At 69.4% G+C, this 15,522-nt stretch carries 10 protein-coding genes; 1 reads left to right on the top strand and 9 read right to left on the bottom strand.

Annotation, left to right across the window (positions count from 1 at the left end; genetic code table 11):
• Positions 1 to 48 precede the first annotated feature (48 nt).
• Genes AC2DGY_RS14595 through AC2DGY_RS14560 form a run of 8 tightly spaced genes read right to left on the bottom strand, consistent with a single transcriptional unit; the run spans position 49 to position 13,482 of the window.
• On the bottom strand, positions 49 to 1,290 hold the full coding sequence (locus AC2DGY_RS14595; protein WP_484510477.1) for a glycosyltransferase family 4 protein: 1,242 nt from the start codon (positions 1,288 to 1,290) through the stop codon (positions 49 to 51).
• Positions 1,287 to 2,747, bottom strand: a complete 1,461-nt coding sequence (locus AC2DGY_RS14590) for an oligosaccharide flippase family protein (RefSeq protein WP_484510476.1) — start codon at positions 2,745 to 2,747, stop codon at positions 1,287 to 1,289. Before AC2DGY_RS14590 ends, AC2DGY_RS14595 begins: the two co-directional genes overlap by 4 nt.
• 6 nt (positions 2,748 to 2,753) lie before the next feature.
• On the bottom strand, positions 2,754 to 3,884 hold the full coding sequence (locus AC2DGY_RS14585; RefSeq protein WP_484510475.1) for a DegT/DnrJ/EryC1/StrS family aminotransferase: 1,131 nt from the start codon (positions 3,882 to 3,884) through the stop codon (positions 2,754 to 2,756).
• Positions 3,881 to 4,510, bottom strand: coding sequence for a NeuD/PglB/VioB family sugar acetyltransferase (locus tag AC2DGY_RS14580; RefSeq protein ID WP_484510474.1), 630 nt, complete (start codon positions 4,508 to 4,510; stop codon positions 3,881 to 3,883). The genes AC2DGY_RS14585 and AC2DGY_RS14580 overlap by 4 nt, the downstream gene beginning before the upstream one ends.
• Before the next feature lie 2 nt (positions 4,511 to 4,512).
• Positions 4,513 to 5,661 carry a DegT/DnrJ/EryC1/StrS family aminotransferase gene (locus tag AC2DGY_RS14575; protein ID WP_484510473.1) on the bottom strand — a complete coding sequence of 383 codons (1,149 nt, stop codon included), beginning with the start codon at positions 5,659 to 5,661 and terminating at the stop codon, positions 4,513 to 4,515.
• Positions 5,658 to 6,650, bottom strand: a complete 993-nt coding sequence (locus tag AC2DGY_RS14570; RefSeq protein ID WP_484510472.1) for an NAD-dependent epimerase/dehydratase family protein — start codon at positions 6,648 to 6,650, stop codon at positions 5,658 to 5,660. Before AC2DGY_RS14570 ends, AC2DGY_RS14575 begins: the two co-directional genes overlap by 4 nt.
• A 16-nt stretch (positions 6,651 to 6,666) precedes the next feature.
• Entirely contained in the window at positions 6,667 to 7,734 is a 1,068-nt protein-coding gene (locus tag AC2DGY_RS14565) for a Gfo/Idh/MocA family protein (protein WP_484510471.1), read from the bottom strand.
• A 48-nt stretch (positions 7,735 to 7,782) separates the two neighbouring features.
• Positions 7,783 to 13,482: a DUF4082 domain-containing protein gene (locus AC2DGY_RS14560; protein WP_484510470.1), complete on the bottom strand. Its 5,700-nt coding sequence runs from the start codon at positions 13,480 to 13,482 to the stop codon at positions 7,783 to 7,785.
• 212 nt (positions 13,483 to 13,694) lie between these two features.
• Here AC2DGY_RS14560 and AC2DGY_RS14555 point away from each other — a divergent pair, with 212 nt between their 5' ends.
• Positions 13,695 to 14,300 carry an acyltransferase gene (locus tag AC2DGY_RS14555; RefSeq protein ID WP_484510469.1) on the top strand — a complete coding sequence of 202 codons (606 nt, stop codon included), beginning with the start codon at positions 13,695 to 13,697 and terminating at the stop codon, positions 14,298 to 14,300.
• A 108-nt stretch (positions 14,301 to 14,408) separates the two neighbouring features.
• On the opposite strand, the gene coaA is transcribed toward AC2DGY_RS14555, so the two are convergent.
• Positions 14,409 to 15,362, bottom strand: coding sequence for a type I pantothenate kinase (coaA, locus tag AC2DGY_RS14550; RefSeq protein WP_484510468.1), 954 nt, complete (start codon positions 15,360 to 15,362; stop codon positions 14,409 to 14,411).
• Positions 15,363 to 15,522 lie beyond the last annotated feature (160 nt).

Here is a 15,522-nt window from a genome sequence, read left to right as displayed (position 1 = left end):
CCGGGTCATCCCAGCGGACGCCCGCGCACCAGACGATCGGTTCACCGCTCATCGTGCGGGTCCTCTCGCCGCCACCGGATTGGCGTTGAAGTCGTCTGTCGACTCACGGCCGAGCGCACGTCGCACACGCTTCATACCGTAGTAGCGGGCGTACCGTGCGTACGCCGCACTCTCCGCCACCCACGCGTGCGGTGCACGCTCGGCGAGGGCCTCGGTGTAGATCGCGGCCTGGACCTCGGCCGCGCGCGTCAGGGAGAAGCGGCGGCGTACGAGATCCATGCCGTACGCACCGAGCTCCGCCCGACGCGCGATGTCGGTGAGGAGCGGGGCGAGCTCACGGCGGAGCGCCGCCGGGCCGGTATGAGGCCCATCGCCGACGCCGTACCATCCCGCCCACAGGAAGCCCTCGAGAGTCGCCGGCTCCAGGGTTCGCCAGAAACCCTGTTCGCCCTGGACGACGAGGGGCGCGCCAAAGGCGAGTGCACGCAAGGCCGAGCCGCCCATTCCCAGGGAGATATCGGCTGCGGCGTAAGCAACCCGTGGGTCCTCGAGCTGTCCGGTGAGCAGGACCGCCCGACGACCCGCATCTGCGTTCGCCGCCGCCGCTGCCCGCTCGACGTCGTCGCGAGCGGGACCATCCCCGACGAGCACCAGCTGGACGGCAGTGTCGCGAGCCAGCTCTCCGATGGTCTTGATGGCCGCGAGGGTTCCCTCGAGTTTCAGCTCGCGTGCGAACCGCGCGACCGACACCACGGTGATGGCGTCTTCCTGGAGCCGATGCGCTTGGCGGAAAGCCTGGACATCGCCGCCGCCCGCAGGATCGTTGTGCGCGAGGTCGACCGGTGGCTCGATGACGGCGACGCGAGCGCGACCGATCCGCCGCTCGGCAGCGGCGATCTGCTCCGTACCGACGATCAGGTTGACCGACCGGGGAATGAATGGCGGTACAGACATCGACATCACCGTCGAGACGACGGGCACCCCCCGACCGCCGGGGAATGCGAGGACCGCGTCGAGGGTCGGTGGCCACTCATACCCGTGTATGACATCGATGCGACGGTCGCGGACGACCCTCTGCAGGGCGCGGGCGGTCGAGGGGGAGGGACGTTTCCCTGGTGGGGGCGCCTCGATGAACTCCAGTCCGAGCTCCTCCACACGACTCAGCAGTACCCCGGGACGGCCGAAGATCACGACGTCATGGCCCAGATCGCGCACGGCGCCGGCGAGTTCGATGGCGTTCAGCTGACTGCCGCCCATCCCCAGCTCGTGGGGGTAGACGAGCACCCTCATGACGCCTCCTCCGCAACGGCCGCATCAGGTCGCAGGATGCGGATGCTGTCGCGGGACAACGCGAGGGTTCCCCCGATCACCGCGAGCGCGAACGTCCCGGCGGCCAGTGCGGCCAGGAGGTCGGACGTGATCACGTGTGCGGCCAGGAGCGCGCCGACACCGGCCACGCCACCGCCGAGAACCGGGACGATCGACGTGCGGACGAGCGCGCCGACCTTCACGCCTGCGCGCGCCAGCGCCCAGGCGTAGCATCCGACGAGCACCACGGCAGCCACGGCCAGCTGCGCGATCGCGACGCCCTGCATGCCACCCATGTTCGCACCGACCACGAGGGCGGGGATGAGCGCGAGCACCCAGATGGTCTGGATGACCATGAGGGTCGTCGAGCGGCGACGCACCGCGAGGAAGTCGTACGCGAGCTCGAACGCGATCCGCAGCACCGCGTGCAGGGCGAGCCACTGCAGCGCGAGCGCCGCCGGCGCCCATACCTCCCCATAGACGAACGTCACGATCGGGAGTGCGGCGCCCGCGACGAAGGTGCAGACGGGGAGGGCGGCCACGAGCAGGAGCCGGAAGGCGGCACGGAAGCCCGCATCCATGCGCTCAGGGTCGTTCTGGATGCGCGCGAACGCGGCCGGCGCGACGGCGCGAACGGGCTGCGACAGCATGCTCACCGGCCACGAGGCCAGGTTGAATGCGAGGAGGTAGAACCCCAGCGCCTGAGCGCCGAGAACCGCGCCCACGACCAGCTGGTCGGAGTAGCCCACCGCGAAGACGACGATGCTCGCACCGGCCAGCGGCAGGCCGAATCGGAGCAGTGCGCCGGCGTAGGTGCGATCCCAGCCGAAGCGCAGCGGCAGCGGCGAGAACACCAGCAGCATGAGAGAGAACACGACCGTCGCCACGACGCGCCCGATGGCGAGGCTCATCGCCCCGAACCCGGTCAGCGCCAGGGCGACCGAGATTCCGGCGCCGAGCCAGATGTTCACCTGGTCGGCAGCGGTGCGGCGGCCCTGCTGGAACTGCCGCTGCAGCAGCGCTGCCGCCGTGGCGACCAGTCCGTTCAGGGGCACGCACACGAGCATGAGCCTCACGACGTCGGTGGCCTGAGGATCACCCATGGCTGCTGTGAAGGCCGGCGTCGCCGCGTAGGCGACCCCGAAGAAGATCAGGCTCGCGGCGACCGAGATCGTCGTGACCGTGGGGGCGATGTGCCGCGGGTCTTCTTCCCAGCGCACGATGGCGAGGCTGACGCCGAGCTCGTTGACACTCAGGACTGCCATGAGCGCGACGAGCGCGACGGCGTACGTCCCGAACTCCTCCGGACCGAGCACGCGCGCAATCAGGATCGAGATGAGGAGTGTGCCGAACTTTCCGAAGGCCGTGTTCGCGAAACTCCACACGAGGGCGCGCCGCGCACCCGGCGGTGTGACGGTCGAAGGCGGCCGCGTCGCCATGCTCACTCAGGCCACCGGGACGAGTGCGCGGCTCATCGCCGCAGACACCGCCGCGGCAACCCGTTCCTGCTGCTCCTCGAGCAGGTGCGGGAACATCGGCAGCGACAGGATGCGGTCGGCGGCGGCCTCGGCGACGGGGAACTGCCCGCGGCGGTATCCGAGGTGCGCGTAGGCCTCGCTCAGGTGCACGGGCGTCGGGTAGTGGATGCCCGCGCCGATGCCGTCGGCGGTGAGCTCGGCGAGCACCCGGTCGCGCTCCTCCACGCGGATCACGTAGAGGTGCCACACATCGGAGTTGCCCGGTCGCACCGACGGGAGTCGAACGCCCTCGATGCCGCCGAGGATCTGCTGGTACCAGGCCGCTGCCTCCTGGCGCGCGGAGTTCCACGCGTCCAGGCGCCGCAGCTTGGCCCGCAGCACGGTGGCCTGCACCGCATCCAGGCGGGCGTTGAATCCCACCCGGTGGTGCACGTACTTCACGGCGCTGCCGTGTGCCGCCATGTCGCGCACGGTGCGGGCGATCTCGGGGTCGTTCGTCATGACGGCCCCGCCGTCGCCGGCGGCGCCGAGGTTCTTGCCGGGGTAGAAGCTCGTGGCGGCCACGCTGCCGAGCGAGCCGGCCCGGCCCGCGGCGGATGCGGCGCCCTGCGACTGCGCGGCGTCTTCGATGATCGGGATGCCGTGGCGTTCGGCGATCGCGGAAAGCTGCTCGATCGGGGCGGTCTGGCCGAACAGGTGCACGGGGACGATGGCGCGCGTGCGCTCGGTGACGGCTGCCGCCACGGCGGCGGCGTCGATGAGGAGGTGCTCGTCCTCGACGTCGACGAACACCGGGACCGCGCCGATGCGCGAGGCGGCCTCGGCGGTGGCGATGAAGGTGTTGGCCGGCATGATGACCTCGTCGCCCGGGCCGACACCGGCGGCGCGGTACGCCAGTTCGAGCGCGTCGGTGCCGTTGGACACCCCGACCACGCAGTTCACGCCGAGATACGCGGCGTACTCCTCCTCGAAGGCGGCGACCTCGGGCCCGCCCATGAATGCGGCCGAGCGGAACTGCTCGCGCCACTTCGGCAGCACCTCGTCGATGATCTCCGCCTGCTGCGCGGACAGATCCAGGAATGGCACGTTCTCGGTCATTTCTTCTCCCCCAGTTTGCGGGCCGGCACACCGGCCCAGATCTCACCGGCGGGGACATCGGAGAGCACTGCTGCTCCCATCCCCACCGTCGCGGCGGCTCCGATCGACAACCCCTGCCGCACCGCCGCATTCATTCCGATGTATGCAGCTTCCCCCACCCGCACACCGCCCGCCAGCGCGACCCCCGAGGTCAGCGTGGCGAAGTCTTCCAGGACGTCGTCGTGCGTGATGACGCAGTTCGGCATCACCACCACGTGGGAGCCGATACGCGCGTCCGCGGTCACCACGACGCCGTCGAGCAGGATGCTCCCGGGCCCGACATCGCTCGTGGAACCGACCCGGGCCGACCGCGCCACATACGTCGCGTAACGGCCCGCCCCGACGCCCAGCCGGCCGAGACTGCGGACGACCTCGCAGCGGCTACCGCTGGGTCCGATGCAGACGAGGAGCTGCTCATCCCGCTCCGCCGCATCCGCGACGGACCCGAGCACCGGCACTCCGCCGATCTCGGTGCCGTGCAACGACGTGTCGTCGTCGAGCATGCCGGCGACCCCGGTCATCCCGGCCGCCAGCACCTCGCGCGCGAGGCCGCTCGCGCCCACGAGCAGCACTCCTTCCGCTCCCACGGTCACCCTCCGGGACCGCGCAGTACCGCGATCACGCGGTCCTGATCGGCGGTGGTGAGCGTGTGGAACAGCGGAAGGATGAGGGTCCGGTCGGTCAGCCGCTCGGTGACGGGCAGCGCACCCTCGGGCGCCAGGTGCCGGTAGGGGGCGTGCCGGTGCGCGGCCATGATGCCGCGCCGCGCGGAGATGCCGGCGTCGGCGAGCGCGACAAGAAGCTGCTCCCGGTCCAGCGGATAGGACTCGTCCACCTCGATCCACAGTGACTGGAAGTTGCTCGTTCCCCATTCCGGGTCGTCCACGAGACGCAGGCCACGGATGTCTTCGATCGCGCGGCGGTAGCGTGCGGCGTTGACTCGGCGGCGCCCGACGACCTCCGGCAGCTTCGACAGCTGCACGATGCCGACGGCCGCCTGAAGGTCGGTCATGCGGAAGTTGTACCCGATCTCGGCGTACTCCTCGGGCGGCGACACCAGGCTGGCGTGCCGGTCGGCGGCCGAGATGCTCATTGCGTGCTCGCGAAGCGCGCGGGCCCGTGCTGCCCACTTCGGGTTGCTCGTCGTGAGCATGCCGCCCTCACCGGTGGTGAGGATCTTGCGCGGGTGGAACGACCACGCGGCAAGTTCCGCGCCGGCACCCACCGGTCGGCCCTTGTAGGTGGAGCCGGCTCCACACGCCGCATCCTCGATCACGACGATGCCGAGCGGATCGCACACCGCGCGCACTTCATCGAGGTCGACGGGGATTCCGCCCTGGTCGACGACGATGACGGCCCGCGTCTCAGGCGTCAACGCCGCCCGCACCGTTTCGCCCGTGACGTTGCCCGTCGTTGCGTCGACGTCGGCGAACACGGGCCGCGCACCCACATACGTGGGCGCGTTCGACGTGGCGATGAAGGAGAACGAAGGGACGACCACGTCGTCTCCCGGTCCGATGCCGGCGACGACCAGTGCGAGGTGCAGGGCCGTGGTGCAGTTCGACACGGCCACGGCTTCCCGCGCCCGCATGGCCTCCGCGAAGGCGGACTCGAACTCGGCCACCTTGGGGCCCTGTGCCACCCATCCGGACTCGATCACCGCGGTAACCGCGGCGACCTCTTCGGCGCCCAGCCAGGGGGTCATCACGTTGATGCGCGACTCCTGGGTGACGCTCATGCCGACACCACCGTCCGTCCGAGGGAGATCTCGTCGCGCAGCGGACGCCACCAGTCCACCAGCATCCGCAGGCCCTCTTCCAGTTCGATGCGCGACTCGAAGCCGAGGTCTCGGCGGGCGGCCTCGGTGTCGGCCAGGCGGCGGACGACACCGTTCACGGCACGCTCCGGTCCGTGCTCGACGTCGAGGTCGGAGTCCATCGCGCGGAGGAGCGCCTCGGCGAGACCCAGCAGGCTCGTTTCGGATCCGCTGGCGATGTTGTAGACACCCTCAACGACGTCACTCTCGGCCGCGAGAAGGTTCGCCCGCGCGATGTCGGGCACGCAGACGAAGTCCATCGTCTGCTGACCGTCGCCGAAGATGAGCGGCGGGCGGCCGTCGGCGATCCGCTCCATCCACCGCACGAGCACCTCGGTGTACAGGCCGTGCACATCCATGCGGGGTCCGTACACGTTGAAGTAGCGCAGGACGACGTAGTCGAGCCCCTGCATCGCACGGAAGCTGCGGATCAGCCCCTCATTGAACGACTTGGCTGCCCCGTAGAGCGTGTCGTTGTTGTGGTGGTGGTGGCGCTCCCCCGTCGGGAACTCCTCCGCCATGCCGTAGACGGAAGCGCTGGATGCAGCCACCAGCTTGCCCACGCGATGGCGTGCCGCGGCCTCGACGACATTGAATGTCCCGTCGACGAGGACCTCCAGCGCAAGCCGCGGTTCTTCCGCGCACTGCGTGATGCGGATGGCGGCCTGGTGGAACACGATGTCCTTGCCCGCAACGAGCTCGTCCACCAGGGCGGCGTCGCGGATGTCGCCGTCGATCAGTTCGACGCGCCCGGTAGCGAGGGCGTCGTCGAGGTTCGCCCGGCGGCCCCGTACGAGGTTGTCGAGCACCTGCACACGGCCTGCTCCTGCGGCGATCAGCTGGTCGACCAGCGTCGAGCCGATGGTTCCTGCGCCGCCGGTGACGAGCACGTCGGCATTCTGAATGTTCACCATTCGAATCTCTCCCCTATGAATTCGTGAACGAGGCGGCGACGGGCGCCGTCATGAGCTGCGGAGCACCGGAGGCGTTGAGGCTGTCGTTCGCCGCTTCGAGCACCGACAGTACCCGGAGGCCGGCTCGCCCGTCCGTGCGTGCCGGACGCCCCTCGCGGATGGCGGCGGCGAACTCCGTCGCAACGCCCGCGAGCGCTTCGCCCTCGGGCAGAGCCGGAGCCCAGGTGTCGCCGAGACGGTACGAGATGTGCGCGGAGCGCGCATCGGTGGTGGTGGCCTTCGAGACCTCCGCGATGTCGACGCCCCGGTCGTACACGCTCACCCGCTGCTGCGGATTGAGGTCGTCCCACACGAGCGTCCGCTTGGTTCCGCCGATGACCATCTGACGGATCTTCGTCGGGCTCAGCCAGTTGACGTGCACGTGCGCCATGGCGCCGCCGGCGAGCGGCATGGCGAGGTAGCCCACGCACGCCTTGCCGGTCTGAAGCGGGTCGGCTCCGTGCGCCGAGACGCTCGTCACGTCCAGTCCACCGGGGAGCACGAAGTCCATGATCGAGAGGTCGTGGGGCGCAAGGTCCCAGAAGACGTCGACGTCGGGCTGGATGAGACCCAGGTTGATGCGGACGCTGTCGACGAAGAGGATGTCTCCGAGGAACCCGTCGGCGATGAGCTCGCGGATCTTCAGCACCGCCGGCGTGTAGCAGTAGGTGTGGTCGGCCATCAGCACGAGACCCCGCTCGGCCGCGCGGCTGACCATCTCCCTGCCCGCCTCACGGCTGTCGGCCAGTGGCTTCTCGACGATGACGTGCTTGCCCGCATCCAGCGCCGCCATCACGATGCGGTGATGCGTGCCGGCCGGCGTCGCGATCGCGATCGCATCGATGAGTGGATCGCTCAGCACGTCGGCGAGGCTCGTCGTGACCGGCGCGCCCCCGACGCTTTCCGCCACCCGGCGGGCGCGGTCGATGTCGAGGTCGCAGATCGCGGCCAGATTCCAGTCGTTGCTGTTGCGGAAGTTCCGCGCCAGGTTCGGTCCCCAATAGCCAGCGCCGATGACGGCGATGTTCTTCCTGTCAGTCACGGATTCCCCAATCCACGTTTGTGATTCCCCAGATGAACGACGAGCCGTTTAGCCGGCGCCGTCGAACGTGATGTCGACCCAGTAGTTGTGGGTCGAAAGCTTGTCCGGATACTCCCGGCCATAGTTGTGCGCGCTGCCCTGAGCCGGGATCGTGAACGGTCCGACCTGCGTCTCCCACGCGAGCGTCCCCAGGTCAACCGCGTATCGTCCGGTCGTGCTGTACAGGCCCACGCGGTACTCGACCCCGGCCTCCAGCGCGATCGACGTCGCGAATTCGGCCGTCTGCCACCCGTCGGGCGACTCGCTCACGAACTCCACTTCGCCGAGGCGCTCGCCGGCAGCGTTCCACAGGTAGCCGGTGTGCTGCCCCGTGTTCGCCTCGCCCTTGTAGAAGCGCACTCCTGTCGCGTGCCCGGCGCTGTTCACCGTGAAGCGGGTGGCCACCTGCACACCGTCAGGATCGGCCCACCAGGGATGCTGAGGCGTCGCGTCTCCGAAGATCGTTTCCACCTGGACCACCGGAGGCTCGGCTACCGTGGTGAAGCTCCACGCTGCACCGGTCACCGTGCCGACGGTGGTCGCCACGGTCGCGGTGTAGGCCGTGGCCCAGGCCAGTGGCTCCGCGGGCGCGAACGTCACCACGCCGGTCGCAGCGTCGTACCCGGTGACTCCCGCAACGGGCCCCGACGGTCCTGTGACGCTCAGAGTGGCATCCGCGGGCGCCGGATCGAGCGAGGCGGAGAGGGTCGCGGTCGGTGCCACGTCCACCGCCCCGCCGCTGGGAGCGTACTCGCTCGTCGCAGTGACGACCGGCGGCTCGCTCGGGGTGGGCTCAGGCGTGGGCGTCGGCGTCGGCTCAGGCGTGGGCGTCGGCGTCGGCGTCGGCTCAGGCGTGGGCGTGGGCGTCGGCTCAGGCGTCGGCGTCGGCGTCGGCGTCGGCTCAGGCGTGGGCGTGGGCGTCGGCTCGGGCGTCGGCGTCGGCGTCGGCGTGGCCGCCGGAGCACCGAAGACGATCTCCGCGTCCACGAAGTATGCGGATGCGTTCCACGACCCGGTCGGCATGCCGCCGCCGGCACCGTAAAGGAACCGGCCGTTGCGCCCGCCCGGTGCCGTGATCGACCCGTTCGTGTGCGCCTCGGCGAAGTAGAGGGCCTGCATCGCATACCGCCCCGACGGAGCGTAATAGGACGCGATGTAGGTGGTCCCCGGCTTCACCGAGACGGGCTGCGACAGAGCTGCCCTCTGCCATCCGGTGGCCGTCTCGTTCTCGAAGGCCACCTGGGCGAGGCGCTCTCCCGTGGCGGCGTCCCAGAGGGAGCCGACATGGACCCCGCCGTTGCCTGCCCCCTTGTAGAAGCGCAGGGCGGAGACGAGCCCGGCGCGCGCCACGGTGAACGCGGTGCCGACCTCCACAGCGTCGGTTTCGACCACCGAGGCGATTTCGGGCGTCGCGTCGCCGAAGACCGTATTGATGGAGCCGGGCAGTTCGGGCTCGACGGTGGTGAAGGTCCACTGGTCAAGGACCTGACCGCCGATCCGGACCGTTGCGGTGTAGGTCGTCGCCTCCGCGAGACGCGACTCGGCGATGAAGGTCAGTGTGCGCGATGCGCTCACGTATGTCGAGGCACCGGGCACTGCCGTGCCGCCGGTCGACAGCGAGAGGGTGGGCGAAGGCGCATCCAGAGACAGTGTCGCGGTCACGGCTTCGTCCGTGGGCACCTCGTCACCGGTCGGCGTCTTCGCGGACACCGTTGCGACGGGCTGGTCGCCGCTTCCGGCTACGAATTCGACATCCACGAAGTAGTTCGAGGAACGCCAGCTGCCCGCCGGCCGCTCGCCGCCGGGCCCGTAGCGGAAGGTTCCGTTGTCGGGCGCGAGGGCCGTCAACGGTCCGCTCGAGACGGGTGCCGAGAAGTAGTCCGCCGCGTACACGTATCGCCCTTGCGGCGACAGATAGGAGACGGTGTATGTCTGTCCGGCTTCGATGGACACGGGAACGGACAGGCTCGCCCGCTGCCAACCGGAGGCGGACTCGTCCGCGAACCGGACCGTGGCCAGAGCTTGGCCATTGCTTGACCACAGTGTGCCGGTGTGAGCCGCCGTGTCGCCTTCCGCCTTGAAGAATCGGAGAGCACTGATCTGTCCGGGGACGGATGTGGTGAACGCCATCCCGAGTTCGACCGAGGTCCCGTCGTTCGCACCGTGCGCGGAGGGAGTCGCCGAGCCGAAGAACGACACGGCGCCGGTGCTTGAGTCACCGCGTACACGGAAGGACCAGGCACGGTCGGCGCCGATGCCGGCGGCCGACTCCGGGCCTGACAGCCGGACAGTCACGGATGCGCCTGCCGGGAGGGAGGATGCGGGATCGAAGGTGACGGAGGTGCGATCTGCCGAGAGGGCCGTCGTTCCGGTCACGGCCTCCCCGTCGATGGAGACGGTGACCGTGGGTGCTGCCGTCAGGGGCACGTCGAACGTCGCAGTGATGTCGGAGGAACCTGGCACATCGGTTGCGTCCGCCGCCGGCGTCGTGGTGACCAGGCCTGGACCTGCGGCGGAACGATCGAACACCACGTCGACGAAGTAACTCGTCATCGATCGCTGGGCGGGGAATCCCCCCTGGTAGGTGAACGAGCCGCCCCGCGGCACCGCGGTGAGCGGGCCGCGCGTGAATCCGTCGGCAAGTGCTTCGACGGTGACGGCGTAGCCGCCGCTGGGCGCGACATACGACACGACGTATTCCTTGCCCGGCTCGACGGCGATCGCGCGGTCGAACGTGGCCGTCTGCCACCCGGAGGCGGTCTCGTCGATGAATGTCACGCGACCGAGCTCACGGCCGCCAGCGGCATCCCAGAGGCTTCCGACATGCGTACCGGTGTTGGACGTGCCCTTGAAGAACCGCATACCCGACACGACGCCGGGTTCGGCGACGGTGAATCGCGTACCGATCGTCACGGAGGCCCGGTCGGGGTCCGACGACACCATCGGACGGTCGGCGTCGCTGTAAAGCGAGCAGGGGCACTGACCTTCGGGCACGACCGCCGCCGCAGTGCGGAACGTCCACGGTTCGCCGGCATCCAAGGTGCTGCCGTCCGCGGGTGTCCCGGCAACCGTCACGGTGTACTCGGTGAAGTCAGACAATGGCTCAGCCGGCGCGAACCGGACGACGCGCGTCACGCGGTCGTACGACGCCGTTCCCACGACCTGCTCACCGGAGGCGGCGCGCAGCGAAAGGGCGACCGACGACGGCTGCATGTCGCGAGTGAACACCGCGGTCACGGCCGTGTCGACCGGGACGCTCCCCGCGCCGATACCGGGCGTCCGAGCCGCGAGGCGCACCGGAGACGCGGTGGATGCCTCGTAAATGGCGTCGACGTAATAGTTCGAGTTGCCCCAGGTGCGCCACGGGAACTCCCCCGCGCTCGCGTGCAGCCCCGGGCTGGCTTGGCCGACGCCCGGGTTCACCGACAGGGGGGTGCTGGCCCTATTCGCGTACGGCCAATAGTCGTCCACGTACGCGTAGCCGCCGTTGGGAGCGGTGTAGGAAACGACGTACTGCGACCCTGCCGTCACCGGCACGGGCGCCTCGAAGAGTGCCGACTGCCACCCGTCCGGTGACTCGCCGCGGAACTGCACGGAGGCCAGCGGATCGCCGTCTGAACTCCAGAGGGTGCCCGTGTGCGTGCCGGTGTTGCGGGTGCCCTTGAAGAAGCGCACGCCCGAGACGAATCCGTCCGCGTCAGCCGTGAAGCGCTGTCCGAGCTCCACCGCCTGCGTGTCGGCGGAGGAGGCACGGGCCGGTGCCTCGGAACCGAAGACGGAGTACGGGCCGGGTACGGCGACCTCCACCGAAGTGCCGGACCGCGCGAAGTTGGCGCTGTCGTCGATAGCCCGAGCGAGGACGGTGGCTGTGCCGTATCCCTGCTGCACGTACGAGTAGGTCCACTGGTTCGTACCGGAAGCGGGATGCCAGGACTCGCCGCCGTCCGTGGAGACCTCGACGCCCGCGACGCGCCCTCCGGTGTCGGCTGCAGTCCCGGTCACGGTGATGCTCGTGCCGTGCGGGATGACCTGCCCCGGCGACGGTGACGAGATCGTCGTGGCGGGGGCGACGGTGTCGGCGCTGGGTGCAGCGGGCACCAGCCCCGGCATCAGTGATCCCGGTTGCGCGCCCATGTCGGCCAGCAGGTTGACCTGCGCCTGCTGCATTCTCCGATCAGTGGCCACCCGAGTGCCGTCGTGCGTCGAGTCGAGACCCCAGCCCCACTGCACGCTCGCAGATGAGAAGACCAAAGCGCCGCTGTCAGCGCGATAAAGCGTGAGGTGGTGCTCGGTCGTTCCGGGTCCCACTGTGTTCCCATAGTCGCGGACGTATTCGCGCGACTCGCCCACCGTGGTGGAGAGCCGGATCAGGCCCTCAGGTCGGAATCCGTTGTCGACGTCCTCGTTGGACTCGTAGCCCACCGTCTGGTCGGCCAGCTCGACCGAGGTCCCGGATGCCAGATCGGCGAGGTCCGTGTGACGCCACAGCCGGGTCTTGCCCTCTTCCGCGCTGACGGTGACAGGGAGGTGGATGCTGTTGACCATGTACATCGTGCCGGTGAGCTGGTTCTCAGGGAGGTGACCACCCTGAGAAGCGTCCGCGTAGCGCGGATCGCGCCACGTGCCCGTCCACTCCCGACTGCTCGTGTCGATCTTCCCCCAGCCCCACGTCTCCTTGTACGACACGAGCGTGCGCTTGTCGCCCTGTTCGCCGACCGTCGAGGGCTCGTAGCGCGTGCGCCAGTATCCCTCGTTGCCCGTGAGGAACTGCAGGTTCACTCCCGCGTCGCGGGCGGCTTCGATGTTGGCCCGCTGTGCGCCGGACCAGTACTCGTCGTGTCCGACGGAGAGGAAGACCTTGTGGTTGAGCAGCTCCTGTCCGCGACGGTCGGTGTCGATCCCGGCGATGTAGCTCATGTCGTAGCCGTTGCGCTCCATGAAGCGCACCGTGGCGTACTCGGAACTGAAGTAGAAGTCACGCTTCTCGATACCGCCCCGCGTCGCGAACGGACGGTTGTAGCTGATCTTGTAGGCGCGGCCGTTCGCGGCGCCCTGGTAGAAGTCGGATCCGCCGTACTTGTTGTAGGCGTGCCAGGTCGGGTCGGAGGTCTGGAAGACCACGTCGGAGGTGTTGCCGTCCTTGCGGACGATGAAGATGATGTGGCTCGCGCCGCCGGTGTCGGCGCGCTCGAGCCGCGCGACGTAGACGCCGGAGACGGCATCGGCCGGCACGTCCCACGAGGCCGACACGTCCCACGTACCGCAGTCGTACAGCTCGGTGCTGAGGTCGGACAGGCACTCGTCCTGGATCTGCGGCAGCGTTACGGATGGCTTCACGCTGTCGACCAGGCGCGCTCCCAGGCCCTGGTACCAGCCGGTGCGGTAGATGTCGATGTCGTAGCCGGCCGCATCCGTGTCGATCTTGAAGTCGATGCGCTGACCGACGTTGACGCTGATGTCGGTGGCGAAGCCCTGGATGCTGGGGTCGCCGGCACCGGTGATGTCCCACACCTCGGGAGACGTGCCCGGCTTGCGGTTCTCGCACTCGATCGCATTGACGTCGGCGCCGCAGGGGCTGGATGCTTCGGCCCGGGCCGCCGGCGGAAGCGCGACGAGGAGCGACATGACGAGCGCGGCCAGTGCGGCGAGCGCGACGACGCGCGCGCGCACTGAACGTCGAGCGTGGACGACGAGCGTCGAGTTCCCCATTTTTCCCCATACCACCCGCTGCGCAGAGCGCTTGCGGGCTTCCCGCCCCCCGGCGGACCCCAGTCCGCCCGAAGGCGGATAACGATGACGACAGACCGTCTGCGCCGGCGAGCGGTGCAGAAGTCGTGCGTCTCCCCGCCGCGAGTATAGCGTTTGTCGGGAGGCGTGCACGAGCAATTTCAAGAATCCGCCGGCACGGAGAGGGAGCACCCATGGTTTCGCAGAAAGATCAGCCGTTCATCGCCGCCACCGCCGACGTCGCGGAGGCCGCGCGCATCGGCGACCGCACCAAGATCTGGCACCTCGCCCAGGTGCGGGAGGACGCCGTCGTGGGTGCCGACTGCATCGTGGGGCGCGGGGCGTATGTGGGCCCCGGCGTCGAGATCGGCGACGGCTGCAAGCTCCAGAACTACGCCCTCGTCTACGAGCCGGCCCGGCTCGGGCGGGGCGTTTTCATCGGACCGGCCGCGGTGCTCACCAACGACGAGTTCCCCCGCGCCGTGACCCCCGACCTGCAGCTGAAGTCGGCGGATGACTGGGAGGCCGTCGGCGTCGAGATCGGCGACGGCGCCTCGATCGGCGCCCGCGCCGTCTGCATCGCACCGGTGCGGGTGGGGTCCTGGGCGCTGGTGGCCGCCGGCGCGGTCGTCACGAAGGACGTCCCCGACTACGCGCTCGTCGTCGGCGTGCCGGCACGGCGTATCGGCTGGGTCGGCCGGGCCGGCCGCCCGCTCACGCAGGAGGGCGAGGACTGGGTCTGCCCCGCGACCGGCGAGCGCTACCGCGAATCCGCCGGCACGCTGCATCCCCTCCCCTGACCCCTCGGGCCGCCCGCGACCCGCAACCGCCGTCGACTCGCCAGCAAACGTCCGGTTTTCGCGCGAAAATGCGCGTTTCCTGGCGACTCGACGGGAGGCCGCGCCGGGCTAGAGCTTGCGGAGCTGGACCCGCTCGACCGTGTGGTCGGCGGCCTTCTGCAGGATGAGGCTCGCCCTGTGGCGCGTGGGCAGCACGTTCTCCAGGAGGTTCGGCAGGTTGATGTCGCGCCAGTACCCGAGCGCGCGCTCCACCGCCTCCTCGTCGCTGATGTCGGCGAACACCCGGAAGTACGAGTTCGGATTGCTGAACGAGGCCTTCCGGAGGGCCAGGAACCGGTCGACGTACCACTGCTCCACGTGCGCGGGATCGGCGTGGACGTAGATCGAGAAGTCGAACAGGTCGCTGACGGCCACATCGTTCGGCGCCGGCGGGGGCTGCAGCACGTTGAGTCCCTCGACGATCACGACATCGGGCCGGCGGACCGTGACGTGCGCGTCGGGCATGATGTCGTACCGCATGTGCGAGTAGAACGGCGCACGCGCCTCTTCGGCGCCGCTCTTCACTTGGCGGAGGAAGTTCACCAGCGCGCGGCGGTCGTACGACTCCGGGAAGCCCTTGCGGTCCATCAACCCGCGCCGCTCCAGCTCGGCGTTCGGGTAGAGGAACCCGTCGGTGGTGACGAGCTCCACCCGCGGGGTGTCGGCCCAGCGGCTCATGAGCTCGCGCAGCAGGCGGGCGATCGTCGACTTGCCCACCGCGACCGACCCGGCGACACCGATGACGAACGGCGTCGTGACATCCTGCTCGCCGAGGAAGGATGCGGTGTCCGCTCCGAGCCGCTTGGTGGCGTTGGCGTACAGGCTCAGGAGGCGGCTGAGCGGCAGGTAGACCTCGTGCACCTCGCGGAGATCCAGCCGGTCACCCAGGCCCCGCAGCTGCACGACCTCGGTCTCGGTGAGGGGCTGCGGCATCCCGGCGGCCAGCCGCGCCCACTCGGCTCGATCGATCTCGCGGTACGGACTCAACGACGGAGCGGGCACGGCGGTCTCAGCGGCGGGCACGCGCCCATGCTACTCCCGCGCGATCAGCGCCCGGGCGGCGCGGGGGGAGGCGATGTGCGGCATACCGCCCGCCTCTTCTGTACTGTCAGGAATACAAATACGGCTTGTTCGGAATAGGGACGTTGCCCTTGCGTTTGTGTACTGCGCAGTATCAAATTAT

Source organism: Microbacterium sp. Z6_144, from assembly GCF_057197625.1.
The sequence above is the reverse complement of the archived record's forward strand: the minus strand, read 5'-3'. Positions and strand labels throughout refer to the sequence as shown.

Excerpts from the sequence above, each read along its gene's own strand:
- AC2DGY_RS14595 (WP_484510477.1), bottom strand. The coding sequence starts at position 1,290 with ATGAGGGTGCTCGTCTACCCCCACGAGCTGGGGATGGGCGGCAGTCAG.
- AC2DGY_RS14585 (WP_484510475.1), bottom strand. The coding sequence starts at position 3,884 with ATGACCGAGAACGTGCCATTCCTGGATCTGTCCGCGCAGCAGGCGGAG.
- AC2DGY_RS14590 (WP_484510476.1), bottom strand. The coding sequence starts at position 2,747 with ATGGCGACGCGGCCGCCTTCGACCGTCACACCGCCGGGTGCGCGGCGC.
- AC2DGY_RS14560 (WP_484510470.1), bottom strand. The coding sequence starts at position 13,482 with ATGGGGAACTCGACGCTCGTCGTCCACGCTCGACGTTCAGTGCGCGCG.
- AC2DGY_RS14575 (WP_484510473.1), bottom strand. The coding sequence starts at position 5,661 with ATGAGCGTCACCCAGGAGTCGCGCATCAACGTGATGACCCCCTGGCTG.
- AC2DGY_RS14555 (WP_484510469.1), top strand. The coding sequence starts at position 13,695 with ATGGTTTCGCAGAAAGATCAGCCGTTCATCGCCGCCACCGCCGACGTC.